This window comes from Aeromonas sp. 25-AL00135 (assembly GCF_054052385.1).
This window is the reverse complement of sequence record NZ_JBSTYQ010000006.1, coordinates 34,935-61,381: the sequence shown is the minus strand read 5'-3', so window position 1 is coordinate 61,381 and position 26,447 is coordinate 34,935. Positions and strand designations below refer to the sequence as shown.

Here is a 26,447-nt window from a genome sequence, read left to right as displayed (position 1 = left end):
TTTTGTGTACGTTGCGGTTGGTTATCTCTGCAGGCACAGGTTAGCAGTGTCATCAGAGGGCAGGGGCGTGCGCCATCAGGTCGGCTCCGGCTCCTCTTTGCGGCAGCAGTTGCGCCCCTGTTTCTTGGCCAGATAGAGGGCGGTGTCGGCTCGTCTAACCATCTTCTCTGCAGTGTCATGGCTGCCCTTGCTGGCGCTGATCCCGATACTGATGGTGAGGGAGATCTCAAGAGCCCCGTCCAGTGCATGGTGCTGGGATTCGATGGCGAGCCTGATCCGCTCTGCACTGGCCCAGGCGAGCTCGAGGGAGGTTTCCGGCAGCAGCACGATAAACTCTTCGCCACCCCAGCGACCCAGCATGTCCACCTCCCGCAGCTGTTTGCTGATCCGTTTCACCAGACTCAGGATCGCCAGATCCCCCTGCTGATGGCCAAAGGTGTCGTTGACTTCTTTGAAGTGGTCGATATCGATCAGCAGCAGGCTCATGGTATGGCCGAAACGCTGGCAGCGTTGCATCTCGGCGTTGACCAGCTCGTTGAAGCGGCGCCGGTTGGCAATGCCGGTGAGGGGATCCGTGGTAGCGGCGACCTTCAACTCCTCCACCAGTCGGGCTCGCTCCGAGATATCCCGCAAGATGGCGGTCATCTCGGTGGTCGGGCCCAAATTGATCTTGGCGATGGTCACCTCCAGCGGAAATTCGCTGCCGTCTCGGCGCAGACCCATCACCGAGGCGCGGGCATGCATTGGGCGCGAATTGATGGGGGAGCTGCTGAAGGCTTTGAAATAGGTTTCGTGATTGGCGCGAAAACGCTGGGGAAGCAGGGTTTCCAGCCGCTTGCCGAGATAACTCTCGTCGATGCCGAACATCTCGCAGGCGGCGGTATTGATAAGCTCGATGCGTGACTCGCTGCTGACACTGATGATGCCGTCATAGGCGGAGTTGACCACTGCCTCGAAGCGGCGGCGACTGGTGGTGAGCGCCTCTTCCAGCTGCATCCTGGCGGTGATGTCGATGGCGGTCACGATAATCCGGTTGATCCGTGCCTGCTCGGGGATGATGGGGGAGAGAATAAAGCGCCACCAACTGGTGCGCGACAGGCTGTCGATGGGCAGCTCGCTCTCGAGCCCTGTCTGCATGCGCACACATTCGTGCATTGGCGGCTCGATGGTATTGGTGATGTAGCGGGGAAACATCTCGCTCAGCTGTTTGCCAATGCTGCCAAGGACATCCATCTCGAACGCCTTGGCAAAAGTATCGTTGGCAGAGACCAGCACAAAGTGATCATCCTTGTCGAGGCTGAACACCGCCACGGCAGCGCCGATGGCGTCGAGAGATGACTTTATGTCGGCATGGGAACCCTGTGTAAACATGCGACCTCCACGGCGAATAACATATTGATATTCAGTATAGTGTGGTCGTTTGGCTAACTACTCTTCGATATCCAGCAACACCAGAATGGCGCTGTCGCCGCCCCATTCACGGGGTGCCTGATGGAAGGCGCGCACATTGGGGTGCTGGGCCAGCCAACTGGGAATGCGCTGTTTGAGAATATGTTTGCCGATGCCGTGCATCACCGAGGCGACGTGAATGTTCTCTTTCTGGCAGAGGGTGAGCAGGGCGGCCAGCTCCTGTTTTGCCTGCTGCTGATTCATGCCGTGCAGATCCAGGTAGATCTCCGGCGGATAAATGCCCCGCTTGAGCTTTTTCAGCTCAAATTTTGACACATCTTCCCGCACGTAACGGGTCGGCCCATCATCGTCGAGATGGGGCTGATACTCATCGCTGAAATAGTGGTCAACCCCAAGCTTTTCGCGGGTTTCGCGCAATTCGCGTTTCTGCTTGACCGGGCGTAACTCGGCCCTTATGGTATCTTGCTTGATTTTCCGGGTACCTTTTATCGCATCGCGGAACAGCAGGGTTTCCTCGTCTGTCGGTGAGGGCGTTTTTTTCATCAGATGCTCATGTATTAGGTATGCGTCTTGCCCGCAACGTAAACGGGGCTCGGGCCGGATATTACTCGACTTGGAGGTGGATTTGGACAAGATATTTATCGATGAGGTGGTTGCCGAGATGCACACCATCCAGGACATGTTGCGTTGGGCCATGAGTCGTTTCAACGACGCCGGGATTTTTTACGGTCATGGAACCGACAACGCCTGGGATGAAGCTGTGCAGCTGGTACTGCCCGCGTTACATCTGCCACCGGATGTAGACCCGGCCATGCGCCACTCCCGTCTCACCAGCAGCGAGCGTCACCGTATCGCCGAGCTGATTATCCGCCGCGTACAGGAGCGGGTACCGGCCGCCTATCTTACCAACAAGGCTTGGTATGCCGGTTGGGAGTTCTACGTGGACGAGCGGGTGCTCATTCCTCGTTCCCCCATTGCCGAGATGGTGGCCAACCGTTTCGCACCCTTCCTCAAACATGAACCGACCCGGATCATGGACTTGTGCACCGGCTCAGGTTGCATCGCCATCATCATGGCCCACGAGTTCCCGGAAGCGGAAGTGGATGCCATCGACATCAGCATCGATGCGCTGAACGTGGCTGAACGCAACATCAACGATCACGGGCTGGAGCAGCAGGTCATTCCTATCCGCTCCGATCTGTTCCGCGATCTGCCGGCGGGCGACAAGTACGATCTCATCGTCTCCAACCCGCCCTATGTGGACTCCGAAGATATGTCGGATCTGCCGGACGAGTTCCGTCACGAGCCCGAGCTGGCGCTGGCGTCCGGCTCCGATGGTCTCAAGCTGACCAAGCGTCTGCTGGCTCATGCGGCAGATTTCCTCAAGGATAATGGCGTGCTGGTGGTCGAAGTGGGCAACAGCATGATCCATCTGGAAGCCCAGTTCCCCGAGATCCCCTTTACCTGGGTTGAATTCGAAAACGGCGGTCACGGCGTCTTTGTAATGACCCGTGACGAGCTGGTGCAGTATCAGGATCATTTCGCCATCTACAAGAACTAAGCAGGAGCGCGCATGGCAGGGAACAGTTTTGGTCAACTCTTTCGGGTCACTACCTTTGGCGAGAGCCACGGCCTGGCGCTGGGCGCCGTGGTCGATGGTTGCCCGCCGGGGCTGGAGATCAGCGAAGCGGATCTGCAGGGGGATCTGGATCGGCGCAAGCCGGGCACTTCTCGCTACACCACGCCGCGCCGTGAGCCGGATGAGGTGAAGATCCTCTCCGGGGTGTTTGAGGGGAGAACCACCGGTACTTCCATCGGGCTCTTGATCGAGAACACCGATCAGCGCTCCAAGGATTACTCCGACATCAAGGATCTGTTCCGGCCGGGTCATGCTGACTACACCTACCACCAGAAGTATGGTCAGCGGGACTATCGCGGCGGTGGTCGCTCTTCCGCCCGCGAAACCGCGATGCGGGTAGCGGCGGGGGCGATCGCCAAGAAGTACCTGAAACAGGTGCATGGCATCGAGATCACCGGTTTTCTATCCCAGCTTGGCCCCATCAAAGCGGAAGGCTTTGACGCGGCGCAGATTGAACAGAACCCCTTCTTCTTCCCCGATGCGGGCAAGCTGGAAGAGCTCGATCAATACATGCGTGACCTGAAAAAAGAGGGCAACAGTATCGGTGCCAAGGTGCAGGTCATTGCCAGCAATGTGCCGGTGGGTCTCGGTGAGCCGGTGTTTGATCGTCTCGACGCCGACATTGCCCACGCAATGATGGGCATCAATGCGGTGAAAGGGGTGGAGATCGGTGACGGCTTTGCGGTAGTGGAGCAAAAAGGCTCCGAGCATCGCGACGAGATGACCCCGGCGGGCTTTGCCAGCAACCATGCGGGCGGCATTCTGGGTGGGATCTCGTCGGGTCAGGATATCGTGGTGAGCATGGCGCTCAAGCCCACCTCCAGCATCACTGTGCCTGGCAAGACCATCAATACCGAAGGCGAGGCTATCGAGATGATCACCAAGGGTCGTCACGATCCTTGTGTCGGCATCCGTGCCGTGCCCATCGCCGAAGCCATGCTGGCGCTGGTGTTGATGGATCATCTGTTGCGCCATCGTGCCCAGAATCAGGGGGTGTTGACTCATACCCCACAGCTGCGCTGATCGCTGTTGCTGCACATCGACTGATCGCACCCTGTTCGGGGAACAAGTTCGACAATACCAAAAAGGCGACCTTCGGGTCGCCTTTGCTATTTCAAGTGGCGGCTTATCCCGTCAATGCTTGCGGAGAGTGCGGGTCAGCAGATCCGCGGCGCCCGGGTCGGCATTGAGGCGACACCTGGGGGGCGAGAACTTGTTGTGGGGTTTGGGCAAGGCATGAATGGCCTCGTTGACTTTGAGGATCTGTTCTTCGCTCACGCTGTTTTTGGCAAACATCAGGCTGACCGGCTGGTGGTGTAGCAACAGTTGGCAGCTGATAAACTCTTCGGCCCCCAGCTGGGCCAGCCGGTAGCGGGCATATTGCCACTCCATGATGATGCCATCGAGGCGGCGGGCCAGCAGCAGATCGATCATCCGCTCATCGGCGTTGTATTCGGTCGCCATTTTAAGCGCCGGGCAGCTATCCATCTGATGCATGGGGCGGGTGCCGCGCAACTTGCCTATCTTGAGCCCCTTCTCGTTGCACAACGCGGGCAGATTATCGAGCTGCGCCCAGCGATCCTGATGGCCGGGAATCGGGTCATTGCTCAGCAGCACATAGGCACTCTGGCGGTAGGGGGTCGAGAAGCGGGCATAGCTCTGGCGCTCCGGCAGAGGGAGGGCGGCCATCGCCACATCCAGCTGATCGTGTTCTACCAGATGCAGTGCCCGCGCCCAGGGAAGCTCGCGAAACTTGGGGGCAAAGCCCGCCTGGGTAAGGATCTGGCGGGTCAGGCTGACATCCAGCCCATCCAGCTCACCTCGGTTGTTGATTTGGCTGAAGGGGGGCCAGTGACTCCAGGCCACGGTCAGGGTCTGACTGGCCTGCAGGGCAGGGCTTAGCAGCAGAAGCAGCAGGCCAATCCTTGCCTGCCAGCTGCCGCGGGGACGATATGGCGTGGTCATAGCTAAACCTCGTTATTGTGTTCTTTTATCCCGTGCTTTTGCCCTGCGAGCCATGCCTGCGAGGGCTGATATTGTGTTGCCAGTTAATAGTGTGGTGCGTGCTACATCAATCAACGGGATTATTCGGGGGGCAGGAGGGGGATTTTCTCTTCGTGCTGGGAGGAGCATCACATTTTTCTCGTTTATCCCGGGCAACTCCGTTAGACTGCGCCTCTATTCTTTCCCCTTTGCTCTGCTCCCCGGGGAAATCGTTGTTTTCTCAATAGGCCCAGATCTTGTGAGATGGCATCGGCTCAGCAGAGGAGCCCCACCACAAATCCCCGGCGCCCCTATCTCTAGCAGGTAATTATGAGTTTTACTTCCCTCGGTCTGGCCGAACCCTTGTTGCGTGCCGTTGCCGAACAAGGCTACGACACCCCGTCTCCCATTCAGCAGCAAGCGATCCCCGCCGTTCTGGCTGGCCGCGATCTGATGGCGGCGGCCCAAACAGGGACCGGCAAGACCGCAGGCTTTACCCTGCCGATGCTGCAACGTCTGATGGAGAGCAAGCGCAAGGTCTCTCCGAACCGCGTCCGTGCGCTGGTACTGACCCCGACCCGTGAGCTGGCCGCCCAGGTGGGCGAGAGCGTGCGTAACTACGGCAAACACCTGCCGATGCGCAGCCACGTGGTCTTCGGCGGCGTCAGCATCAATCCGCAGATGATGGCGACCCGCCGTGGTCTGGACGTGCTGGTGGCCTGTCCGGGCCGTCTGATCGATCTCTACAACCAGAATGCCGTCAAATTTGACGAGGTGGAGATCCTGGTACTGGATGAAGCAGATCGCATGCTCGACATGGGTTTTATCCGCGACATCCGCCGCATCCTGACCCTGCTGCCGAAGAAGCGTCAGAACCTGCTCTTCTCCGCCACCTTCGCCGATGAAATTCGCGAGCTGGCCACTGGTCTACTGGACAACCCGGCAGTCATTGAAGTCGCCCCGCGCAACAGCACCGCCGAGCGTATCGAACAGCTGGTGCACCCGTGCGACAAGGCCAACAAGATTGCCCTGCTGAGCCACCTGATCTCTAGCAACAACTGGCAGCAGGTGCTGGTCTTTACCCGTACCAAGCACATCGCCAACCGGGTTGCCGAGAAGCTTGAAAAAGACGGCATCAGTGCCGCCGCAATCCACGGCAACAAGAGCCAGGGTGCCCGTACCCGCGCCTTGGCGGGCTTCAAGGATGGCAGTGTGCGCGTGATGGTGGCGACCGACATCGCCGCCCGTGGTCTGGACATCGACAAGTTGCCGCAAGTGGTCAACTTCGAGTTGCCCAACGTGGCGGAAGATTACGTTCACCGCATCGGTCGTACCGGCCGTGCTGGCGCTGCCGGTCATGCCATCTCGCTGGTGGCTGCCGATGAAGGCAAGCTTATCAAGGCGATCGAGCGTCTGACCAAGCAGAACATCCCGTGCGAGCAGGTGGCCGGTTTTGAAGCCTCCCGCGAGACCCTGGACAACATCGCCCGTGGTATCGGTGCGCCGCTTCGCAAAGAGCCCCGCGATCCGAGCGAGCAGCGCCGTGCGCCGCGTCCGCAAGGTCAAGGCCAGCGTCAAGGGGTCGGTCGTTCCGCCTCCAATGGCAATGCGGGTGGTGCCCGTACCGGTAACGGTGGCAAGCCCAAGCCGCAAGGTGGTCAGCGTCCGGCTGATGGTGCCGGCAAACCGGCTCAGGCCCGTCGTCCACGTCGCGCTACCCACAACCAGTAAGCGGCTCGGGAGCTTGACTCCCCAGCTATGCGGTTGACTGAAAAAGCCCTGCCAGATTGGCAGGGCTTTTTGTTTTTTCAGCCATACAATCGGCGCTGTGTGGTGCAGTGAGAGCAACGCTAGATGGCGGAGAGGTACTGCTTTTGCATCGCCAGCCAGCGGCCGTTATTGATAAACGCCAGCTGTACCTTGAGCAGGGCCGCAATTTCCGCCCGGTGCTTTTTATCGAGGTAGAGAAAGACCTGCTCTTTGGTGATCTTCTGCCAGGGGGACGCCAGTGCAGGTTGAGAGGCAGGGCGCATCTTGATGAGCCAGTCCACTTTGCCTCGATGTAGTTGGGCAAGCCCTTGCTTCTCATCGTTCAACCAGATGACCTGATAGTTGCCGAGGAAGCGTTCGCACCACTGGATGCCACGCAGGCAGCCAATCACGGTACCCTTGGCAGGGGGCCAGCTCGGGTTATCCCGTGGCTGACCATAAATCGCCGCCTCCGAGATGGGGGCACCGATCTGCAGCAAGTGGGGATAGGTCTGATCAAAGCCCTTGATCCGGGCCATATCGCCATCGACTGCATGGTCTGCCTCAATCAACTTTTCGCAGCGGGCATAGGTGCAGGGGATCAACTGAAAGTCGATGCCAGCCCGGCCAAACCAGTCATGAATAAAAGGGCGCAATATCGCAGTGTGTTCGACCGCTGCCGCCAGCTTTAGCGGGGTTGCGTGGGCAACGGGAGTCAGCCCGACAAGCAGTAACCAGCCAATCCACTTCATATCGTACTCCTGAATCGGGCTTGTTTAAGCAGCACTGTTGCGACTATCTGTGCAGTGAAGAATAGCCGATGGGGATGGCTGGCAGACCGCTTCGCCAGCTATTCGTGACGGCCGGGTCAGGGGAGCAGCGCCGTGATCAGGATATGGGCCGCGCTCACCAGGATCACCGTGAAGGTCAGCCCCATTCCCGCCACCCGATAACGGAAGTTCTCCGGCGTGCGGCTCATGCCAAATGCATGGCAGAGGCGCCCAAGCAGCAAGGCGCTCCCCAACAGATGGATAAGCCAGGGGGTCTGGTTGCCGGTTTCGACGAAATAGATGAGCAGCAGGGCGAGGGGGACATACTCGGCAAAGTTGGCGTGTACCCGCATGGCGCGCAACATGGCGGGGTCATCCCCATGCCCCAGCGCCACCTTGCGGCTATGGCGGGTGCGAATGGTTCGAATGCTCAGCAACACAAACAGCAGAGCGAGCAGGGCCGCGTAAACAGGCAGTATGGTCATGGTATCTGGCTCCTTGTGTGATGATATCGAGTAGCTGGTGTTCAGAGACGCGATATTGCTCGGCATCTCAATGGCTTGCCTTGAGGGTAGCAGCAAACTGCTTTAGCACGACCGTCATCTATTCACTTGCCATCTGCCAAGCGCAGGCGCAAAACAAACAGCCCTGCCGAGGTGGCAGGGCTGTATTTTGACCGTGTTGATGGTGGGCTGCGCCCCGTCATTACCCCTCGTAAGGGAGGGAGGAGTGGTGCAGCACGATGCGCACCTTGCCATCATCCCCCTTCTTGAAACCCCAGGTCTTGTCGACTGTAGTTTCCTTGTTGTCGCGATCTACCAGATGCACCTTGCCCATGGTCAGCGCCATGTCGCCGTTGATATAGACGGCGGCATTGTCATAGCGATAGCTCTGCCAGTTTTTCAGGGCGAACCCTTTGTCGGTGGGGTAGGCGCTGTTGTTGCCGACAAAGTAGGCCAGCGCCCCCTCGCGGTTGGTGCGAAAGGTCTGCTCGCCACCGGCAAGGGTGGGTTTGAACAGCACCGGCCCTTGCTGGTTGCCATAAGCCCTGTCGAGCACCGACTCGGCGGTCGCCTTGGCGCGCTCAATCCCACCGGCGCGATAGTCATCGCTGATCTTGATAAGCGCCGCGCCCCAACCATCCTGCGCGGCCTTGATCTCCGCCTCGGTAATATTGTTGTTGGCGATTTCGGCTGCGCTAAGTGCGCCGCTGGCGGCAAGCAGGACGAGGGCAAGGGTGCTCCTCTTGAGGTGCAACATCATTGTTTTCAAACTCCTGATAGCGATAAACGAGCGGGCAGTGTAGCGAAGGGGCATGAACGGTTTTTGAACTGATTATTCAGGGTTGTGTAGTAAAAAGGTCGGTATATAGCTGAAGGTTTGGGTGTTTGTTTGGTAGGGCCGCTCTCTTAATTAATGGCGGATGCCTGTATCCAATTGATTTCTTTTCCAACAAAAAGCCCCGTCAAGTTAATTGGCGGGGCTTGGCTATTTGGGTCATTCAGTATCGGGGATTACAGCGCTGGCAGCATTCCAAGGCTGACGCTGATCTGGACGCCGACGATCAGCACGCCCATGGCGGCGGCCACTCCAAGCGCCACTACGCCACCTGGGGCGCGGTAGTGGTGGGCAGGTGCCTGTTTGCGGCTCTGCCATACCAGCGCCACCGGCAGCAGTACCGCGAGGATCGCCAGCGCAATGGCAGCGTAGCCGAGCGCCATGATAAAGCCCTGTGGGAAGTAGAGGGCAAACAGCAATGGCGGCACGAAGGTGATGAGGCCAGTCTGACTGCGGCCCTGCCAGTTGTCCTTGCGGCGGGTTACCTTGGCCATAAAGTCGAACAGTCCCAGCGTCACCCCGAGGAAGGAGGTGGCGAGCGCCAGATCGGCAAACAGGTGCATCGCCTGATTAAACGCAGGCCAGCTCACCAGTTTGCCAACGTTGGCCAGCAGGCTGTCCAGCGCGCCACCGGTTTGCAGCAGGGCTTGCTGGCCGAGCAGACCGAGGATCGCCACCTGCCACAGCACGTAGAGGATCAGCGGCAGGGCTGAGCCCCAGACAAAGACCCGACGCAGCTGTTTTGGGCAGTCACCGAGGTAGAGCATCACGCTCGGAATGGAGCCATGAAAGCCGAACGAGGTGAAGATGACCGGCAGGCCCGCCAGCAACAGGCCCTGACCCAGCGGCATCGAGAGTAGATGCTGCCCTTCGGTGCGGGGCAGCAGCAACGCCAGCACCACCACCATGATCACCAGTTTGACGGTGAACATCAGCCGGTTGAGGTAATCCACCGAGCGGGTGCCGACACAGACCATGCCGCCAAACAGCAGGGTAAAGGCCCAGGCGGCCTGCTCCTGGCTGAGGGTCATGCCTGCATCGGCCAGCGCCTGTGCCAGCAGGCTGCTACCGCCGCTGATGTAGGCGGAGGCCAGCGAGTAGAACAGCATCAGGATACAGAAGGAGGCGATGCGCTTGCCCCAGGGGCCGAGCAGATGATCCGCCAGCTGGTGCAGGTACCACTTGCCGGTGTTGAGGCTTGCCTCTACTTGCAGCATGGCGGTGAAGGCCATCAGGGCCCAGAGGCCGACCATCAACATCAGGGTGGCGGGGCCGCCGAGGGAGGAGGAGGCCAGCGGCAGGGCCAGCATGCCGGCACCTATGGTGGTGCCGGCAATCAACAGGGTACAACCCAGGGTTTTGGTATTCATGTTATCCATCCGAACGTAGCGGTGTCAGTGCAAACAGGCGATGTCAGCAGTGACGTCAACAAGAGGGGGCCGATTGGCGTTATCAGAAGGTGCCTCCGGTGATAGGGCCGGAGGCTAGCAATATCGGAATGGGAACATCTGTACCTAAAACCTGTCAGTTGTAAAAGATGGTTGCCACGTTAGCGGATCAAAATAGCGGAAACAACCCCTTTTATACGGATCTTGTGCTGGCTTGTGGCAATAAGTGGAAATAAATGATGACATCGGTAGCTAATTGCAGAAAAAAGCACCGAAAAAGTGACTGGCCGGGGCTCATTGATACAGATCAGCCAAGTGGCAACTTTACGGATAGGGGGCAGGGAGTGCCTTGTCGTGGCGTTGGCGTTTAGTTGCGGGGTGAAAGGTGTGTGGAGGCCGGTTGTTTAGTCGGCCAGACGGTAGAGAAAACAAAGCGGGCGGGTAGGGTTGTGGGGAAAAACAATAAGGCAGCCAATGCTGGCAGCCTTATTGTCATCTGTTCGCTTTACCCACCCATTGACAACAAATCGGGTCTGCTGCGGTCAGGTTAGCGACGGCGCTTGAGGGTACGGCTCACATAGTGCAGCCCGGTCTGGTATTCGCCGTTCACCGCCTTGAGTGCCAGCTCCAGCGCCTGGCTCGCCAGGGCATCGTGCTGCTGGGGCAGGGAGTTGATGCCAAAGGGGAGGAAGTCGAGCAGCCGATCGTCCCCGAAGGTGGCCATGGCGAGCTGGCTCATATCGATCTCTTGCTCCAACAGGTAGTCGAGTACCCCCTCCATCAGGATATAGGAGGTAGTGATTAGCGCTTCGGGCAGTTGACCCAGCTGCTGGTGCAGATCTTTGATCAGGCGATACCCCTCAAGGCGAGAGAAGTGATCCCCCTCGCACAGGTGGCGAGCCGCGCTGTGACTGGCGACGGTGACGAACTTGTCGGCGGCCATCGCCCGGTCGATGGCGAGGATCTGGCTGCCCTGCGCCTGCAATTTACCGTAAAAGGGGTCGTCCGGGGGCAGGCAGCTGGCCACCAGCAGGGCATCCACATGGCGGCTCACAAGCATCTGGGCCAGCTCTTTTTCGGTGGCGGGCTCATCTTCCGAGCAGACGATGAGCAGCTGATATCCCTGCGCCCGGGCCCCCTGTTCCAGCCGTTTGGCCAGCTTGGCGTAACTGGCGTTCTCAAGGTCGGGCAGGATAAAGCCGAGGGTCTTGGTCTGGCCGCCGCGCAGGGAGGCGGCGCGGCTGTCCGGCTGATAGTTATGGGCGGTGACCACGGCCATCACCTTGTCGCGGGTAGCCTGACTGATGCGGTATTGGTCGGCCTTGCCATTGATCACATAGCTTGCCGTGGTGCGCGAGACACCGGCGAGGGCGGCGATTTCATCCAGTTTCATCATATTGGCTCTGTTTGAGTTGCAAGGCCCACGGTCACTGCCGGGTGAGGGCACCGAAAAGTGTGCGCGGGATCATATCATTGAAAAGCACTCTTTGTGGGTACTTGATCAATTCGCTGAAACGATTCAGTCTGAGTGTAAGTGAAACGATTCAGCCTGTCAGCAACGAAGAGACCCAGTGGCCTGAAAATCGGGCCCCGATCACAGTGAACCGTGTTCGGGTCTATTGTCAGCTGGCGAGTTATCCGAATGTTCAATTGTGACGTACCGGTGTGGCCGGAACCTGATGGAGAGTCTCTATGTTGAAGTTGGCGCGAGAGCAGATCTTGCTGGGGCAGTCGGTGGCGACCAAGGCCGAGGCGATTGCCCTGTTGGCAGGCAAACTGACCGAGGCCGGTCTGGTTGAGGCGGGCTATGTCGATGGCATGCTGGCCCGTGAAGCGCAGCATGCCACCTACCTTGGCAGCGGCATCGCCATTCCCCACGGCACCACCGACACCCGTCATCTGGTGAAGAGCACCGGCGTCATGGTGGCTCAGTTCCCCCACGGCATCGAGTGGGACGAGGGGCAGATTGCCTATGTCGCCATCGGTATCGCTGCCAAGTCGGACGAGCATCTGGGCATTTTGCGCCAGCTCACCCATGTGCTGGGTGACGAGCAGGCGGCAGCCCAGCTCAAAGAGGCCACCGATGCAGACACCATCATCAATATCCTGGCCGGCGCCACTGCCGCCAAAGAGGTGCAATACCTGACCCTGGCCGACTTCCCGGCCGATGATCGCGACCAACTGTTGCTGGGGGCGGCCGCCCGCGCCAAGTCCGCCGGTTGGGGCGATGCCGCCATGGTAAGCGCACTGCTGGCTAGCGAACCTGCCTATCTGGGCGAGGGCATCTGGCTGGCCCGCGCCAATGTTCAGCAAACAGCATCGGCCCAGACCGGCTGGGTGCTGGCCACCCCGAGTAGCGCCCTCATGGCAGGGGAGCAGCCGGTCAGCGCCATGTTGCTGTTGTGCGCCGCAGATAGCAGCCATCTGCCGCAACTGGAGAATCTGGCCAAACTGGCGGCTGCCGGCCAACTCGCTACGCTGGCGGGCGGCGAGGGACTGGCCATGCTGCAAGCGGGCCCCGCGAGCGGTCTTTCCGAAACCTTCACCATCATCAACCCCCACGGTTTGCACGCCCGCCCGGGCGCCATGCTGGTCAAGGTGGCCAAAGAGTTTGAATCAGATATCCGGGTTGCCAATCTGGATGGCAGCGGCGAGGCGGTCTCGGCCAAGAGCCTGATGAAGGTGATCGGCCTTGGCGTCAAATGCGGGCACCGTCTGGCATTTCGCGCCGAAGGGGCAGATGCCGAAGCGGCCCTCAAGGGGATCGGTGAGGCGATCGCCGCTGGTCTTGGCGAGGGGGCACACTGATGAAGATTGTCACCATTACCCTCAACCCCGCCCTCGATCTCACCACCCGCCTCGAGGCGATGAGCCTGGGTGAGGTCAATCTGGTGAGCGAGGCCAACCTGCGCGCGGCGGGCAAGGGGATCAACGTCGCCATGGTGCTCAAGGATCTGGGCCGCGAGGTGGGCGTGACCGGCTGGCTTGGCGCAGACAATGAGCAGAGCTTTGTCTCCCTGTTTGCTGAGCGGGCGCTGGATGATCACTTTGTCCGTGTCGTGGGCAGCACCCGCATCAACGTCAAGATCTCCGAGCAGTCTGGTCGGGTCACCGATCTCAACCTGCCGGGGCTCACCATCCAGCAAGGGGAGGTGAGCGCGCTGGAGCAGGCCATCGACGAGTTGGCTGCGCATGCTGAGTGGTTCGTGCTGGCGGGCAGCCTGCCCAAAGGGGTGGCCCCCGATTACTGCGCCCATCTGATCCGCCTGCTCAAGGCCAAGGGCAAGCAGGTGATCTTTGATTGCAGCGGCGCGGCCTTAAGCGAAGGGATCAAGGCGGCGCCGACCCTGGTCAAACCCAATCTGGAGGAGCTGAGCCAGTGGGCAGGCCGCCCCATCAAGACCCTGAGCGAGCAGGCCGAGTGTGCCCGCGCGCTGCAGGCAAGCGGCATCCCCAACGTGGTGATCTCCAACGGCGCCGACGGCCTGATCTGGTTTGCCACAGATGCCGTCTGGCAGGCCATTCCGCCGCGGATGCAGGTGGTCAGCACCGTGGGTGCTGGCGACTCCCTGGTCGCCGGTCTTGCACATGGTCTCAGCCTTGGCTGGGCGCCGGAGCAGACACTGCGGCTGGCCACCGCCGTCTCGGCACTGGCGGTCAGTCAGGTGGCGGTCGGCTTTGACGATATCAATGTGCTCAACCCTTTACTTGAACAGGTGCGCGTAGAGCGTCTGGATGAGCTGGCACCGGTTCAGTGCAATACCCCCTCAATGGAAAACTCAGGAGATGCCCAATGAAAGCAATCTTGGTTACGGCTTGCCCGGCGGGCATTGCAACCAGCTTTCTCGCTGCAAAACGGATAGAACAGCAGGCCAAACTGGCTGGCTGGGAACTCACCCTCGACGTCGGTTCCAGCGTGCAACCGCGCTAGGTGCCGAACAAAGAGCAGATTGCCGCCACCGATCTGGTGCTGGTTGTCGCAAGCGGCCCGGTGGATCTCGCCGCCTATGATGGCAAGCGGGTCTATCAGGGCAGCATGGATCTCGCGCTGCAGGATCCGGCTGCCTTGCTGGAGGCAGCCGCCAGCGGCGCCAGTGTCTATCGCCATCAAGCCGCCTCCGCCGTTGCCAATGCTGTCGCCAAACCGGCCGCCGCTGGCAAGCGCATCGTCGCAGTCACCGCATGCCCGACCGGTGTGGCTCACACCTTTATGTCGGCGGAAGCGCTGGAGACCATGGCCAAACAGCTGGGTTATCAGATCCGCGTCGAGACCCAAGGCTCGGTCGGTGCCCAGAATGCCCTGACTGCCGAGGAGATTGCCGCTGCCGATCTGGTATTCCTCGCCACCGATATCGAAGTGGATATGGCCCGTTTCGATGGCAAGCCGGTCTATCGCACCAGCACGGGCGCGGCGCTCAAGAAAACCCGCGCCGAGCTGGACAAGGCGTGGAGTGAGGCGAAAACCTATCGCCACAGCGGCGCCAGCCAGCTCAAGAAAGAGGAAAAAACCGGCCCCTACAAGCATCTGCTGACCGGTGTCTCCTTCATGCTGCCCATGGTGGTGGCGGGCGGCCTTATCATCGCGCTCTCGTTTGTGTTCGGTATTGAAGCGTTCAAGGTGGAAGGCACTCTTGCCGCCGCGCTGATGAAGATCGGTGGTGGCTCAGCCTTTGCCCTGATGATCCCGGTGCTGGCCGGTTACATTGCCTACTCCATCGCTGACCGTCCGGGTCTCGCCCCCGGCATGATCGGCGGCATGCTGGCAAGCTCGCTGGGTGCCGGTTTCCTTGGCGGCATCGTGGCCGGTTTCCTGGCCGGTTACAGTGCCAAGTACCTGAGCGACAAGGTACGTCTGCCGAATACCCTGGAAGCGCTCAAGCCGATCCTGATCATTCCGCTCTTTGCCAGCCTCTTTACCGGCCTGGTGATGATCTACGTAGTGGGTGGCCCGGTGGCTGGCATCATGAATGCCATGACCGAGTTCCTCAACAACATGGGCTCTGCCAACGCCGTGCTGCTGGGTGTGATCATCGGGGCCATGATGTGCTTCGACATGGGCGGCCCGGTCAACAAGGCGGCTTACGCCTTCGGGGTAGGCCTGCTGGCTTCCAAAACCTATGCCCCGATGGCTGCGGTGATGGCCGCTGGTATGGTGCCGGCACTGGGGATGGGGATCGCCACCTTCCTGGCCCGTACCAAGTTCATCAAGGCGGAGCAGGAAGCGGGCAAAGCCTCCTTCGTGCTGGGCCTGTGCTTTATCTCCGAGGGCGCCATCCCGTTTGCCGCCAAGGATCCGATGCGGGTCATCCCGGCCTGCATGGTCGGCGGTGCCCTGACCGGTGCGCTCTCCATGCTGTTCGGCTGCGAACTGATGGCACCCCACGGTGGTCTGTTTGTGCTCTTTATCCCGCACGCCATCAGCAACGTTATGATGTATATCGTGGCCATTGCCGCAGGCTCGCTGTTGACCGGTGTCTCCTACGCCATGCTCAAACGCGGCGAAGAGCAGGCCAAACTGGCCACGGCATAAGCCTTGCCACCCGGCAACACGTCATAATCAAGAGCGGCCTGCGTGCCGCTTTTTGTTTTGCCGGTGATATAGGTGAGTTGTGAGGTGGGGATTGCAGGTAGGCTGAGTTTAAAAATCCCAGCCGGGCTGTGCTTGCAGTTCACTGGGAGCGCCTTCCTGTGCCTTGCGGCGGGCGGCGTCGACCCGCGCCTTGCGGTTGCGGCACAGGCGCATCACCTCTTGTTGCTGGGCAGGGGTCATAGTGAGCCAGTTGAAACGCTCTTCGCGATTGCGCAGGCACCCCTTGCAGTAGCCCTTGTTGTTCACTTCGCAGACCCCGATGCAGGGGCTTTGCAACGGGAATATTTCGAGCTGTTCCATTCATTACCTCGCACATCCTGTCACCTTGTTATAACCCAGCGGATCCCCTTTGGAGAAATCCTGCTTCAAGTGATTGATGTCGTTTGCTTTCCCCCTGCAAATTTGGCATCTTCCCCGCCGAGCATGGCTCTTGGCGTTATATGAGGACATATGAACAAACACGCGTACTGGCTGACCGCCGCAGTGCTGGGACTGGCCGGTTGTGCGGGCAACTCTGACAAAGCAGAAGTGCCCAAAAAACAGACCGACAACAGATGCTTTCTTAACTGCGAGGTGCCGGAAAATCTGGGCAAGCAGTATCTGGACGGGACCCTGCCAGAGGATCTGGTGAGGGTGGAGCGGGTCAATAGCCGTGCGCGTGCCGACTACAGCAAGTTTGGCCCGCAAAGCAGACTGGTATTGCAGCGCTCCGGCAAAATGACCCGCCGTTATGGCGAGCTCTATCACCAGCTCTCCCGCTGGGTGGCGGGCGGCGGCAATCCTGCCGACATCACCCGTTACGGTATCAGCCTCGCTCAGCTGGGCGGCGCCGATCGCATGGGTAACGTGCTGTTTACCGGTTACTACTCGCCGGTGCTGGAAGTGCGCCACCGCCCGGATGCCAAGTACAAATATCCCATCTATGCCATGCCCAAATGTGGCGGTCGCTGTCCGACCCGGGCCGAGATCCATCAGGGGGCCCTGGCCAACCGCGGGCTGGAGCTGGGTTACAGCAAATCCCTTATCGACAACTTCCTGATGGATGTGCAGGGCTCGGGCTTTGTCCACTACGGGGATGACGATCGGCTGCAATATCTGGGCTACAGCGGCAAGAACGGCCACGGTTACGTGAGTATTGGTCGGGTACTGATCGACCGCGGTGAAGTGCCCAAAGAGCAGATGTCGATGAAGGCCATCAAGGAGTGGGCCAACCGACAGCCGGAGGAGAGCGTCAAGGAGCTGGTGGAGCAGAACCCCTCCTATGTCTTCTTCGAGCGTCGACCCACCAATGATGTGATCGGCGCCGCCGGTATCCCGCTGCTGCCGCTGGCGGCTGTTGCCGCCGACAAGACCCTGCTGCCGATGGGTACCCCGATCCTCGCCGAAGTCCCCCTGCTCGATAAAGAGGGCAACTGGACCGGCAAGCACCAGCTGCGCTTGTTGATTGCGCTGGATGTGGGCGGGGCGGTGAAGAAGGGGCACCTCGATCTCTACCACGGTATGGGTGAGAAGGCCGGTGTCGCAGCCGGTCACTACAAGCACTTTGGCCGAGTCTGGAAGTTGGGTTTGCACCACGGGCCGACTGCCGCCCCCTGGTTGTAATCCTCTGAGGCTTTGGGCGTCTGTCATCGGGCGCCCGGGCAATGTGAAGAGACAAAAAAGCCGCCGGATTGCTCCGGCGGCTTTCTATTTTGTGCGAGTTGCCAGTCTGTGGCTGCGTCAGCTCTTCTGGATATCCAGCCGGATGGCGCCGACCGGTTTGCAGCAGCAGGGGAGGCACTCCCCCTGGGCGACGAATGCCAGCGGCACATTGGGGTAGTGCACCTTGCCAGCCATCAGCGGAGTGCGGCAGGCGCCGCAATAGCCGCTGCGACACTGGAACTCCACATGATGACCATGGCGCTCCAGGGTCTCCAACACGCTTTCGCCGGGATGGGCGTGCAGCACGGCACCATCCCGGGTATGTACCCGTGGTGCCACGACCGCATGCTGTTCGGCAGGTGCGTGCGGGGCAGGGGTCAGCGTGTTGGTGGCGTCACTCACAGCTCGAAATCACCCAGGTCGTCGGCATTGACTTCGCTGTCGATCTGACCGACCAGATAGGAGCTGACCTCTACCTCTTGCGGGGCGACCTGCACGTTGTCGGATGACAGCCAGGTGTTGATCCAGGGGATCGGGTTCTGCTTGGTGCCGGCAAAGGCTGGCTGCAGGCCGACCGCACTCATGCGCAGGTTGGTGATGTACTCCACGTACTGGCAGAGGATGTCCTTGTTCAGGCCGATCATGGAGCCGTCCTGGAACAGGTACTCGGCCCACTCTTTCTCCTGAATGGCCGCTTCCTTGAAGATCTCGAAGCAGGCCTGTTCGCACTCGGCGGCGATCTCGGCCATCTCCGGGTCATCCTGGCCGGTGCGCATCAGGTTCAGCATGTGCTGGGTGCCGGTGAGATGCAGCGCTTCGTCGCGGGCGATCATCTTGATGATCTTGGCGTTGCCTTCCATCAGTTCGCGCTCGGCGAAGGCAAAGGAGCAGGCGAAGCTGACATAGAAGCGAATTGCTTCCAGCGCGTTGACACTCATCAGGCAGAGATAGAGCTTCTTCTTGAGCTCGCGCAAGGTGATGGTCACTTCGCGGCCAGCGACGGTGTGGGTCCCTTCACCATGCAGGTTGTAGAGGGCGGTCGCTTCGATCAGGTCGTCGTAGAAGTGGCTGATGGAGCCGGCGCGCTTCAAGATCTGCTCGTTGGTCACGATGTCGTCGAACACCTGGGCGGGGGTGTTGACGATATTGCGGATGATATGGGTGTAGGAGCGAGAGTGGATGGTCTCCGAGAAGGCCCAGGTCTCAATCCAGGTTTCCAGCTCCGGAATGGAGACCAGCGGCAGCAGCGCCACGTTGGGGCTGCGGCCCTGAATGGAGTCCAGCAGAGTCTGGTACTTCAGGTTGGAGATGAAGATGTGCTGCTCGTGAGGCGGCAGGGCCTGATAGTCGATGCGATCACGGGAGACATCCACCTCTTCCGGGCGCCAGAAGAAGGAGAGCTGCTTCTCGATCAGCCGCTCGAACACTTCGTGCTTTTGTTGATCATAACGGGCTACGTTGACCGATTGGCCAAAAAACATCGGCTCTTTGAGCTGGTCGTTTTGGGTTTGGCAGAAAGTTGAATAGGCCATGGTTACCAGAATATGTGAATAGAGAAAACAGGGGAGCGGGAGCTTCATGCTCCCGCCCGGTTATCAGTTCTTGCCGTGACTTAGATTTTGCAAGCCCCGCCAGCGCAACCGTCATCTTGCAGGTCGGTCTGGGCATCGTCTGCACCATCACGGGTGTTGTGATAGTACAGGGTCTTGAGGCCGTATTTGTAGGCGGTCAGCAAGTCCTTGAGCAGCTGTTTCATCGGGACCTTGTTGCCTTCGAAACGGGCAGGGTCGTAGTTGGTGTTGGCGGAGATCGCCTGATCCACAAACTTTTGCATGATACCGACCAGCTGCAGGTAGCCGTCAACGCTCGGTTGCTTCCAGAGCAATTCGTATTGATCTTTCAGGCGATCATACTCGGGCACCACCTGTTTGAGAATGCCGTCTTTGGAGGCCTTGACCGACACCAGACCGCGCGGCGGCTCGATACCGTTGGTGGCGTTGGAGATCTGGCTGGAGGTCTCGCTTGGCATCAGGGCGGTCAGGGTGGAGTTGCGCAAGCCCACTGACTTGATCTCTTCACGCAGACTTTCCCAATCCAGATGCAGCGGCTCGTTACACAGCGCATCCAGATCCTTCTTGTAGGTGTCGATGGGCAGGATGCCCTGGGCATAAGTGGTCTCGCCAAACAGCGGGCAGGGGCCGAACTCGCGGGCCAACTGCACGGAGGCTTTCAGCAGGTAGTACTGAATGGCCTCGAAGGTGCGGTGAGTCAGTGCCAGACCAGTGCCGTCAGAGTAGCGGGCACCATTTTTGGCCAGGTAGTAGGCGTAGTTGATGACGCCGATCCCCAGGGTGCGACGACCCATGCTGCCCTTCTTGGCGGCGGCAATCGGGTAGTCCTGATAGTCGAGCAGAGCATCGAGGGCGCGCACGGCCAGATCGGCCATCTCTTCCAGATCTTCCAGCTTCTCGATGGCACCTAGGTTGAAGGCGGAGAGGGTGCACAGGGCGATTTCGCCACTCTCGTCGTCGATGTTGTTGAGCGGCTTGGTCGGCAGCGCAATTTCGAGGCAAAGGTTGGACTGGCGTACCGGCGCCACGCTTGGGTCGAACGGGCTGTGGGTGTTGCAGTGATCCACGTTCTGGATGTAGATGCGACCGGTACCGGCACGCTCCTGCATCATCAGGGAGAAGAGGTCTACCGCTTTCAGGGTCTTCTTGCGAATAGCCGGATCCTGCTCGTACTTGACGTAGAGCTCTTCGAACTTGTCCTGATCGGCAAAGAAGGCATCGTACAGACCCGGCGCATCGGACGGGGAGAACAGTGTGATGTCACCGCCCTTGATGAGGCGCTGGTACATCAGCTTGTTGATCTGCACGCCGTAGTCCATGTGACGAACACGGTTCTCTTCCACGCCGCGGTTGTTCTTCAGCACCAGCAGGCTTTCTACTTCGGTGTGCCACAGCGGGTAGAACAGGGTGGCCGCACCGCCGCGCACGCCGCCCTGGGAGCAGCACTTCACGGCAGTCTGGAAGTATTTGTAGAAGGGGATGCAACCGGTGTGGAACGCTTCGCCGCCACGGATAGGGCTGCCCAGACCGCGGATGCGCCCAGCGTTGATGCCGATACCGGCGCGCTGGGAAACGTAACGCACGATGGAGCTGGCGGTGGCGTTGATGGAGTCCAGGCTGTCATCGCACTCGATCAGTACGCAGGAGCTGAACTGACGGGTCGGGGTGCGTACGCCGCTCATGATCGGGGTCGGCAGGGAGATCTTGAAGGTCGAGACCGCATCATAGAAGCGCTTGATGTAGTCCAGACGGGTATCTTTCGGATACTTGGAGAAGAGGCAGGCCGCTACCAGGATGTAAAGGAACTGCGGGCTCTCGTAGATCTCGCCGGTGACGCGGTTCTGGACCAGATATTTGCCTTCCAGCTGTTTGACTGCCGCGTAGGAGAAATCCATGTCGCGCCAGTGATCCAGATGGGTGTTCAGCTCTTCGAATTCGGTCTGGGTGTAGTCTTCCAGCAGGTGCTTGTCGTACTTGCCCATGTCGACCAGACGAGCCACGTGCTGGTAGAGGTGGGGCGGTTCGAACTGGCCGTAGGCCTTCTTGCGCAAGTGGAAGATGGCCAGACGGGCTGCCATGTACTGGTAGTCCGGAGTCTGCTCGGAGATGAGGTCAGCCGTTGCCTTGATGATGGTTTCGTGAATGTCGGCGGTACGGATACCGTCATAGAACTGGATGTGGGATTTGAGCTCAACCTGGGAGACCGACACGTTGTCGAGCCCTTCGGCGGCCCAGTCCAGCACGCGGTGAATTTTATCCAGATCGATGGGTTCTTTGTGTCCGTTACGCTTCGTCACAAACAAGTTCATTGGCTGATGACCTTCAGTTGATTCCCGAAAAACCATCGCACAATGGTGCCACCCAGGCCCCGGTGGTGTGCGGGAGTTGGGTAGAGATTGTGCGATGAATCACAAGATGTAGTGTTATTTTAAGTTCGAGCTACAAGATAGTGAGGTCAGCCCGCCATTGCAATGTGTGGATAAGTGACGAGCTGTGGATAAATTGTGAGTCTTGCCTCATCAGTTAGTGACCGCTCACAGTGAGCGGGTTTTCATTCGTCCGCTCCGCTAAATGCAAGCCTCCCGATCGAAGATGGAAAATTTAAATAACTTTTTTTGCTTGCGAAACGAGGGGCTTTTTACTAGCAAACGGCGGCTGATTATCCCTTATGCAACAAGGGTCAAAAGCTGTCCAGTTGTCGCAGCCGCGGGCTCAGCGTGGCAAGGGCTTTGCATCAGATGACGGTGGTTTGTGGCCGCTTTGTGACGGCTGTGAGCTTGTCAGATGGGTATCCAATAGACAGAAAGCTGCCTTTATTATCTATGAATAGAGGCGTGATGGTGGCGCAGAATAGAGGCGTGATGGTGGCGCAGGACGCGGGAGCGTAAAGGAAGAGATGCAAGGGGCGGAGAGTCTCTTCGCCCCGTTATCGCATGTCAGCCGGTAAGGCTGCGCGTTACGCTTTGGCCGTCAACTCATAGCGCAGCCAGTGGTGCAGGGCCTGCACGGTATCAAACTGCAGATCGGCGCCCCACTGGGCGGGATCTTCCTCATCATTGAGATAGCCCCAGCCAGCGACCGCGGTGCGCATGCCAGCATTTCGGCCCGCTTCGATATCCCGTACATGATCCCCCACATAGAGGCAGTGAGCCGCCTCGACCCCCAGCTTCTCGCAGGCAAAGAACATGGGGGCGGGGTCGGGCTTGCGTACTGGCAGGGTGTCGGCGCTGACGGTGACGCCGCAACTGGCAAGCTCTGGCAGGGCCGCCAGCAGCGGCTCGGTGAGAAAGCCCGGCTTGTTGGTGACGATGCCCCAGGGGAGCTGTTTCTTGTCGAGCCACTCGATAAGATCCACCATTCCCTCATAGGGGCGGGTACCGACGCAGAGATTGGCCGCGTAGTAGTCGAGCAGGGCATTGCGCAGGCGCGTGGCCCCCAGCTCCTCAAGCAGTTCGTCGCCAAGGCCCGCTTTCAGCAGCCCGAGCGCCCCGTGGGAGGTGGTCTGACGAATGATGTCGTCAGAGAGCGGCGCAAAGCCTTCGTTTATCAGTACATGGTTGACGGCGGCCCCCAGATCCGGGGCTGTGTCGAGCAGGGTGCCATCCAGATCGAACAGCACACAGCGCAGGGGCAGAGGGTGAGAGGCGCTCATCAACCGTGCTCCGGGCGGACAAACTCCACCATATAGTTGACGTCGACATTTTTGCCGAGCTTGAACTGGTTGGTGAGGGGGGCGTAGTGGACGCCGCTCATGTCCCGCACCAGCAGGCCAGCCGCTTCACCCATGCGACACAGTTCGGCCGGGGTGATGAATTTTTTGTGATCGTGGGTACCCTTGGGCACCATCTTCATCAGGTATTCGGCCCCGATGATCATCATCAGATAGGATTTGGGGTTGCGGTTGATGGTGGAGACGAACACCCGGCCGCCCGGGCGTACCAAAGTCGCGATGGCGCGCAGCACGGAGGCGGGGTCCGGCACATGCTCCAGCATCTCCATGCAGGTGACCACGTCATACTGGCCCGGTACTTCGGCGGCATGGGCTTCGGCGGTGATCTGGCGGTACTCGAGCTCGACACCCTGCTCCAGAGCGTGCAAGCGGGCGACGCCGAGGGGCTCCTTGCCCATGTCGATGCCGGTGACCCTGGCGCCACGGCGGGCCATGCTCTCGGAGAGAATGCCACCACCACATCCTATATCGAGAATGCGCTTGCCAAACAGACCGCCACTTTTGTCGGTGATCCAGTCAAGGCGTACCGGATTGATTTGATGCAGGGGTTTGAATTCACCTTCCATGTCCCACCAGCGGGAGGCGATGGCTTCAAACTTGGCGATTTCTGTCAGATCGACATTGGCATCACTGTTCATTTTTCGAAGATCCTGTGGCAGGGCGCCCGCTTCTGAGTTATGGGCGCAATCTATTGTCCTGGCGGGCATTATAACGGACGGACTTTGTCACACCAGCCCGATCTGATACCCGATTTGTGGCTTAAGGTATTTGGCTCAGTGTGTTACCATGTCGCGCTGTTTAAGCCAAAGAACAACTAATTAGGGATAAGGCTTTCTATGAGCGATCTGGCCAGAGAGATCACGCCGGTCAACATCGAAGAAGAGCTCAAGAGTTCCTATCTTGATTACGCCATGAGCGTGATCGTAGGACGAGCTCTGCCGGATGTGCGTGATGGCTTGAAACCGGTTCACCGCCGCGTTCTGTTTGCTATGAACGAGTTGGGGAACGACTGGAACAAGCCCTATAAAAAATCGGCCCGTGTGGTCGGTGACGTAATCGGTAAATATCACCCGCACGGCGATAGCGCTGTGTATGACACCATTGTCCGGATGGCGCAGGATTTCTCCATGCGTTACATGCTGGTCGATGGTCAGGGCAACTTCGGTTCAGTCGACGGCGACAGCGCCGCGGCGATGCGTTATACCGAAGTGCGGATGGCCCGCATCTCCCACGAGCTGCTGGCCGATCTGGACAAAGAGACCGTGGACTGGGTGCCGAACTATGACGGCACCGAGATGATCCCGGCGGTCATGCCTACCAAGGTTCCCAACCTGCTGGTCAACGGCTCCTCCGGTATCGCGGTGGGCATGGCGACCAACATTCCGCCTCACAACCTCACCGAGATTGTCAATGGCTGTCTGGCGCTGATCGAAAACGGCGACCTCACCATTGACGAGCTGATGACCTACATCACCGGCCCGGATTTCCCCACTGGCGGCATTATCAACGGTCGTTCCGGCATCGTGCAGGCGTACCGTACCGGTCGTGGCTCCATCTATGTGCGGGCCAAAGCTGAAGTGGAAGTGGACGAGAAGACCAGTCGCGAGACCATTATCGTTCACGAGATCCCCTATCAGGTGAACAAGGCTCGACTGATCGAGAAGATCGCCGAGCTGGTCAAAGAGAAGAAGATCGAGGGCATCAGTGCCCTGCGCGATGAGTCTGACAAAGACGGCATGCGCATCGTTATCGAGATCAAGCGCGGCGAGTCCGGCGAGATTGTGCTGAACAATCTCTACAAGCACACCCAGATGCAGACCACGTTCGGCATCAACATGGTGGCGCTCGATAACAACCAGCCCAAGGTGATGAACCTTAAAGAGATCCTGGATGCGTTCCTGCTGCACCGCCGTGAAGTGGTGACTCGCCGGACCGTGTTCGAACTGCGCAAGGCGCGGGATCGGGCGCACATTTTGGAAGGTCTGGCGGTTGCGCTGGCCAACATTGATCCCATCATCGAGCTGATCCGTCACAGCGCGACCCCGGCCGACGCGAAAGCGGGCCTGGTTGCCAAGGGCTGGGAACTCGGCAACGTGGCCGCCATGCTGGAAAAAGCGGGCGACGACGCGGCACGGCCAGAGTGGCTGGAGCCCGAGTTCGGTATCCGTGAAGGTCAATACTTCCTGACCGAACAGCAAGCCCAGGCCATCCTTGACCTGCGTCTGCACAAGCTGACCGGCCTCGAGCACGAGAAGATCCTGGAAGAGTACCAATCTCTGCTGGATCTCATCGCCGAGCTGCTGCACATCCTGGCGAGCCCGGCTCGTCTGATGGAAGTGATCCGTGATGAACTGCTGGCTGTGCGTGAGCAGTATGGCGACGAGCGTCGTACCGAGATCAGCATGTCCAGTGCCGAGATCAACATCGAAGATCTGATCACCCCGGAAGACGTGGTGGTTACCCTGTCTCACCAGGGCTATGTGAAGTATCAGCCGCTCTCCGACTACGAGGCCCAGCGCCGTGGTGGTCGTGGCAAGTCGGCCACCCGGATCAAGGAAGAGGACTTTGTGGAGCGTCTGCTGGTGGCCAACACCCACGACACCATTCTGTGCTTCTCCACCCGTGGCAAGGTCTACTGGCTCAAGGTTTACCAGCTGCCGGAGGCGTCCCGTGGCGCCCGTGGTCGTCCGATCATCAACCTGCTGCCGCTGGAAGAGGGTGAGCGTATCACCGCTATCCTGCCGGTGAAGGAATATGACGCCGAGAAGTATGTCTTCTTCGCTACCGCCAACGGTACCGTGAAGAAGACCAGCCTCTCAGACTTCAGCCGTCCGCTCTCCTCCGGTATCCGCGCCATCAACCTCAAAGAGGGTGATGAGCTGATCGGGGTGGATATCACCGACGGCAGCAACGAGATCATGCTCTTCTCCGATGCAGGTAAAGTCGTTCGCTTCGCGGAAGGCCGCGGTCGCGCCGATGCCGATGTCAGCGATGACGTTGAAACCGACGACGATGCCGGCAATGACGATGATGGCAGCGACAACGGCGAAGGCACCGAAAGCAAGGGTACCTTCAAGGGCGTGCGTCCGATGGGTCGTACCGCCGCCGGTGTACGCGGCATCAAGCTGGGCGCCGGTGACAAGGTGGTTTCTCTCATCGTTCCGCGCGGCGAAGGTGCCATCCTCACCGCCACCGAGAACGGTTACGGCAAGCGGACTGCGTTGGCCGAATACCCGACCAAGAGCCGTGGTACCCAGGGCGTTATCTCCATCAAGGTGGATGAGCGTAATGGCAAGGTGATCGATGCGATCCAGGTCGAAGATACCGACCAGATCATGCTGATCACCAACGGCGGTACTCTGGTGCGTACCCGTGTTGCCGAGGTGAGTGTCATTGGCCGTAACACCGGCGGTGTCCGTCTGATCCGTACCGGTGAAGACGAGACCGTGGTTGGCCTGCAGCGCATCGCCGAGAGCGACGAAGACGAGAACGACGCTTTGGCCGTTGACGGTGAGGTATCTGAAGGTACCGATACCGCGACCGGCACTGATGCGGTCGATGCTGGGGAAGCGGGCGACGAGTAATCGTCACCTGTTACCCGAGCAACGTCTCTGAGCAAAAAGAGCGACCCTGATGGT

Annotated in this window: 21 protein-coding genes and 1 pseudogene; 8 read left to right on the top strand and 14 right to left on the bottom strand. The window is 59.5% G+C overall.

Going from position 1 to position 26,447, the window contains the following annotated elements:
- Positions 1-75: 75 nt before the first annotated feature.
- Positions 76-1,371 (bottom strand): sensor domain-containing diguanylate cyclase, encoded by a 1,296-nt coding sequence (locus tag ACW5XC_RS07000; RefSeq protein WP_042053725.1) that lies wholly within the window; start codon positions 1,369-1,371, stop codon positions 76-78.
- A 57-nt stretch (positions 1,372-1,428) separates the two neighbouring features.
- Positions 1,429-1,953, bottom strand: a complete 525-nt coding sequence (smrB, locus tag ACW5XC_RS06995; protein ID WP_005333198.1) for an endonuclease SmrB — start codon at positions 1,951-1,953, stop codon at positions 1,429-1,431.
- Between the two features lie 82 nt (positions 1,954-2,035).
- Between smrB and prmB the strand changes: the two genes are divergently transcribed.
- Positions 2,036-2,971, top strand: a complete 936-nt coding sequence (gene prmB / locus ACW5XC_RS06990) for a 50S ribosomal protein L3 N(5)-glutamine methyltransferase (protein WP_005360393.1) — start codon at positions 2,036-2,038, stop codon at positions 2,969-2,971.
- A gap of 12 nt (positions 2,972-2,983) precedes the next feature.
- Entirely contained in the window at positions 2,984-4,072 is a 1,089-nt protein-coding gene (gene aroC / locus ACW5XC_RS06985) for a chorismate synthase (protein WP_042053723.1), read from the top strand.
- A gap of 111 nt (positions 4,073-4,183) precedes the next feature.
- Here the strand turns inward: aroC and ACW5XC_RS06980 are convergent, their stop codons facing one another.
- Entirely contained in the window at positions 4,184-5,014 is an 831-nt protein-coding gene (locus ACW5XC_RS06980; protein WP_042053721.1) for a substrate-binding periplasmic protein, read from the bottom strand.
- Between the two features lie 348 nt (positions 5,015-5,362).
- Here ACW5XC_RS06980 and ACW5XC_RS06975 point away from each other — a divergent pair, with 348 nt between their 5' ends.
- On the top strand, positions 5,363-6,763 hold the full coding sequence (locus ACW5XC_RS06975; protein WP_042053719.1) for a DEAD/DEAH box helicase: 1,401 nt from the start codon (positions 5,363-5,365) through the stop codon (positions 6,761-6,763).
- A gap of 119 nt (positions 6,764-6,882) precedes the next feature.
- Here ACW5XC_RS06975 and ACW5XC_RS06970 read toward each other — a convergent pair whose 3' ends face one another.
- The 5 genes from ACW5XC_RS06970 to ACW5XC_RS06950 all read right to left on the bottom strand — a co-directional run bounded on the left by ACW5XC_RS06970 (position 6,883) and on the right by ACW5XC_RS06950 (position 11,673).
- Positions 6,883-7,533, bottom strand: a complete 651-nt coding sequence (locus ACW5XC_RS06970) for a hypothetical protein (protein WP_042053718.1) — start codon at positions 7,531-7,533, stop codon at positions 6,883-6,885.
- 116 nt (positions 7,534-7,649) lie between these two features.
- Positions 7,650-8,036 carry an MAPEG family protein gene (locus tag ACW5XC_RS06965; protein ID WP_042053716.1) on the bottom strand — a complete coding sequence of 129 codons (387 nt, stop codon included), beginning with the start codon at positions 8,034-8,036 and terminating at the stop codon, positions 7,650-7,652.
- 220 nt (positions 8,037-8,256) lie between these two features.
- The gene (locus ACW5XC_RS06960; RefSeq protein WP_052451201.1) at positions 8,257-8,814 is read right to left on the bottom strand and encodes a hypothetical protein; all 558 of its coding nucleotides are present in this window, start codon (positions 8,812-8,814) and stop codon (positions 8,257-8,259) included.
- A gap of 251 nt (positions 8,815-9,065) precedes the next feature.
- Complete coding sequence (locus ACW5XC_RS06955; RefSeq protein WP_042053715.1) at positions 9,066-10,259, bottom strand: aromatic amino acid transport family protein; 1,194 nt, start codon at positions 10,257-10,259, stop codon at positions 9,066-9,068.
- 565 nt (positions 10,260-10,824) lie between these two features.
- A complete protein-coding gene (locus ACW5XC_RS06950) occupies positions 10,825-11,673 on the bottom strand; it encodes a LacI family DNA-binding transcriptional regulator (protein WP_042053714.1) in 849 nt (282 codons plus the stop codon).
- Positions 11,674-11,969: 296 nt separating this feature from the next.
- Here ACW5XC_RS06950 and fruB point away from each other — a divergent pair, with 296 nt between their 5' ends.
- From fruB to fruA, 3 genes and pseudogenes are all read left to right on the top strand, one after another.
- On the top strand, positions 11,970-13,085 hold the full coding sequence (gene fruB, locus ACW5XC_RS06945; RefSeq protein ID WP_042053713.1) for a fused PTS fructose transporter subunit IIA/HPr protein: 1,116 nt from the start codon (positions 11,970-11,972) through the stop codon (positions 13,083-13,085).
- A complete protein-coding gene (pfkB, locus tag ACW5XC_RS06940) occupies positions 13,085-14,074 on the top strand; it encodes a 1-phosphofructokinase (protein WP_042053711.1) in 990 nt (329 codons plus the stop codon). The genes fruB and pfkB overlap by 1 nt, the downstream gene beginning before the upstream one ends.
- Positions 14,071-15,807 (top strand): annotated as a pseudogene (fruA, locus tag ACW5XC_RS06935) (PTS fructose transporter subunit IIBC). The gene pfkB and the pseudogene fruA overlap by 4 nt, the downstream one beginning before the upstream one ends.
- A gap of 108 nt (positions 15,808-15,915) precedes the next feature.
- On the opposite strand, the gene ACW5XC_RS06930 reads toward fruA, so the two are convergent.
- Entirely contained in the window at positions 15,916-16,167 is a 252-nt protein-coding gene (locus ACW5XC_RS06930; protein ID WP_042053709.1) for a DUF1289 domain-containing protein, read from the bottom strand.
- A 150-nt stretch (positions 16,168-16,317) separates the two neighbouring features.
- Here ACW5XC_RS06930 and mltA point away from each other — a divergent pair, with 150 nt between their 5' ends.
- Positions 16,318-17,469, top strand: a complete 1,152-nt coding sequence (gene mltA, locus ACW5XC_RS06925) for a murein transglycosylase A (protein WP_042053707.1) — start codon at positions 16,318-16,320, stop codon at positions 17,467-17,469.
- 117 nt (positions 17,470-17,586) lie between these two features.
- On the opposite strand, the gene yfaE is transcribed toward mltA, so the two are convergent.
- The 5 genes from yfaE to ubiG all read right to left on the bottom strand — a co-directional run bounded on the left by yfaE (position 17,587) and on the right by ubiG (position 23,447).
- Positions 17,587-17,910: a class I ribonucleotide reductase maintenance protein YfaE gene (gene yfaE / locus ACW5XC_RS06920; protein ID WP_021230069.1), complete on the bottom strand. Its 324-nt coding sequence runs from the start codon at positions 17,908-17,910 to the stop codon at positions 17,587-17,589.
- Positions 17,907-19,040 carry a class Ia ribonucleoside-diphosphate reductase subunit beta gene (nrdB, locus tag ACW5XC_RS06915; protein WP_005336708.1) on the bottom strand — a complete coding sequence of 378 codons (1,134 nt, stop codon included), beginning with the start codon at positions 19,038-19,040 and terminating at the stop codon, positions 17,907-17,909. Before nrdB ends, yfaE begins: the two co-directional genes overlap by 4 nt.
- An 80-nt stretch (positions 19,041-19,120) precedes the next feature.
- Positions 19,121-21,388, bottom strand: coding sequence for a class 1a ribonucleoside-diphosphate reductase subunit alpha (nrdA, locus tag ACW5XC_RS06910; protein WP_042053705.1), 2,268 nt, complete (start codon positions 21,386-21,388; stop codon positions 19,121-19,123).
- A gap of 647 nt (positions 21,389-22,035) precedes the next feature.
- Positions 22,036-22,731, bottom strand: a complete 696-nt coding sequence (locus tag ACW5XC_RS06905; RefSeq protein WP_042053703.1) for an HAD family hydrolase — start codon at positions 22,729-22,731, stop codon at positions 22,036-22,038.
- Positions 22,731-23,447, bottom strand: coding sequence for a bifunctional 2-polyprenyl-6-hydroxyphenol methylase/3-demethylubiquinol 3-O-methyltransferase UbiG (gene ubiG, locus ACW5XC_RS06900; protein WP_042053701.1), 717 nt, complete (start codon positions 23,445-23,447; stop codon positions 22,731-22,733). Before ubiG ends, ACW5XC_RS06905 begins: the two co-directional genes overlap by 1 nt.
- A gap of 198 nt (positions 23,448-23,645) precedes the next feature.
- Here ubiG and gyrA point away from each other — a divergent pair, with 198 nt between their 5' ends.
- Positions 23,646-26,393 carry a DNA topoisomerase (ATP-hydrolyzing) subunit A gene (gene gyrA, locus ACW5XC_RS06895; RefSeq protein ID WP_042053700.1) on the top strand — a complete coding sequence of 916 codons (2,748 nt, stop codon included), beginning with the start codon at positions 23,646-23,648 and terminating at the stop codon, positions 26,391-26,393.
- Positions 26,394-26,447 lie beyond the last annotated feature (54 nt).

Excerpts from the sequence above, each read along its gene's own strand:
- ACW5XC_RS06930 (WP_042053709.1), bottom strand. The coding sequence starts at position 16,167 with ATGGAACAGCTCGAAATATTCCCGTTGCAAAGCCCCTGCATCGGGGTC.
- ACW5XC_RS06960 (WP_052451201.1), bottom strand. The coding sequence starts at position 8,814 with ATGATGTTGCACCTCAAGAGGAGCACCCTTGCCCTCGTCCTGCTTGCC.
- ACW5XC_RS07000 (WP_042053725.1), bottom strand. The coding sequence starts at position 1,371 with ATGTTTACACAGGGTTCCCATGCCGACATAAAGTCATCTCTCGACGCC.
- ACW5XC_RS06965 (WP_042053716.1), bottom strand. The coding sequence starts at position 8,036 with ATGACCATACTGCCTGTTTACGCGGCCCTGCTCGCTCTGCTGTTTGTG.
- gyrA (WP_042053700.1), top strand. The coding sequence starts at position 23,646 with ATGAGCGATCTGGCCAGAGAGATCACGCCGGTCAACATCGAAGAAGAG.
- mltA (WP_042053707.1), top strand. The coding sequence starts at position 16,318 with ATGAACAAACACGCGTACTGGCTGACCGCCGCAGTGCTGGGACTGGCC.
- ACW5XC_RS06950 (WP_042053714.1), bottom strand. The coding sequence starts at position 11,673 with ATGATGAAACTGGATGAAATCGCCGCCCTCGCCGGTGTCTCGCGCACC.
- nrdA (WP_042053705.1), bottom strand. The coding sequence starts at position 21,388 with ATGAACTTGTTTGTGACGAAGCGTAACGGACACAAAGAACCCATCGAT.
- nrdB (WP_005336708.1), bottom strand. The coding sequence starts at position 19,040 with ATGGCCTATTCAACTTTCTGCCAAACCCAAAACGACCAGCTCAAAGAG.
- ACW5XC_RS06955 (WP_042053715.1), bottom strand. The coding sequence starts at position 10,259 with ATGAATACCAAAACCCTGGGTTGTACCCTGTTGATTGCCGGCACCACC.
- ACW5XC_RS06905 (WP_042053703.1), bottom strand. The coding sequence starts at position 22,731 with ATGAGCGCCTCTCACCCTCTGCCCCTGCGCTGTGTGCTGTTCGATCTG.
- fruB (WP_042053713.1), top strand. The coding sequence starts at position 11,970 with ATGTTGAAGTTGGCGCGAGAGCAGATCTTGCTGGGGCAGTCGGTGGCG.
- ACW5XC_RS06980 (WP_042053721.1), bottom strand. The coding sequence starts at position 5,014 with ATGACCACGCCATATCGTCCCCGCGGCAGCTGGCAGGCAAGGATTGGC.
- ACW5XC_RS06970 (WP_042053718.1), bottom strand. The coding sequence starts at position 7,533 with ATGAAGTGGATTGGCTGGTTACTGCTTGTCGGGCTGACTCCCGTTGCC.
- ubiG (WP_042053701.1), bottom strand. The coding sequence starts at position 23,447 with ATGAACAGTGATGCCAATGTCGATCTGACAGAAATCGCCAAGTTTGAA.
- ACW5XC_RS06975 (WP_042053719.1), top strand. The coding sequence starts at position 5,363 with ATGAGTTTTACTTCCCTCGGTCTGGCCGAACCCTTGTTGCGTGCCGTT.
- aroC (WP_042053723.1), top strand. The coding sequence starts at position 2,984 with ATGGCAGGGAACAGTTTTGGTCAACTCTTTCGGGTCACTACCTTTGGC.
- smrB (WP_005333198.1), bottom strand. The coding sequence starts at position 1,953 with ATGAAAAAAACGCCCTCACCGACAGACGAGGAAACCCTGCTGTTCCGC.
- pfkB (WP_042053711.1), top strand. The coding sequence starts at position 13,085 with ATGAAGATTGTCACCATTACCCTCAACCCCGCCCTCGATCTCACCACC.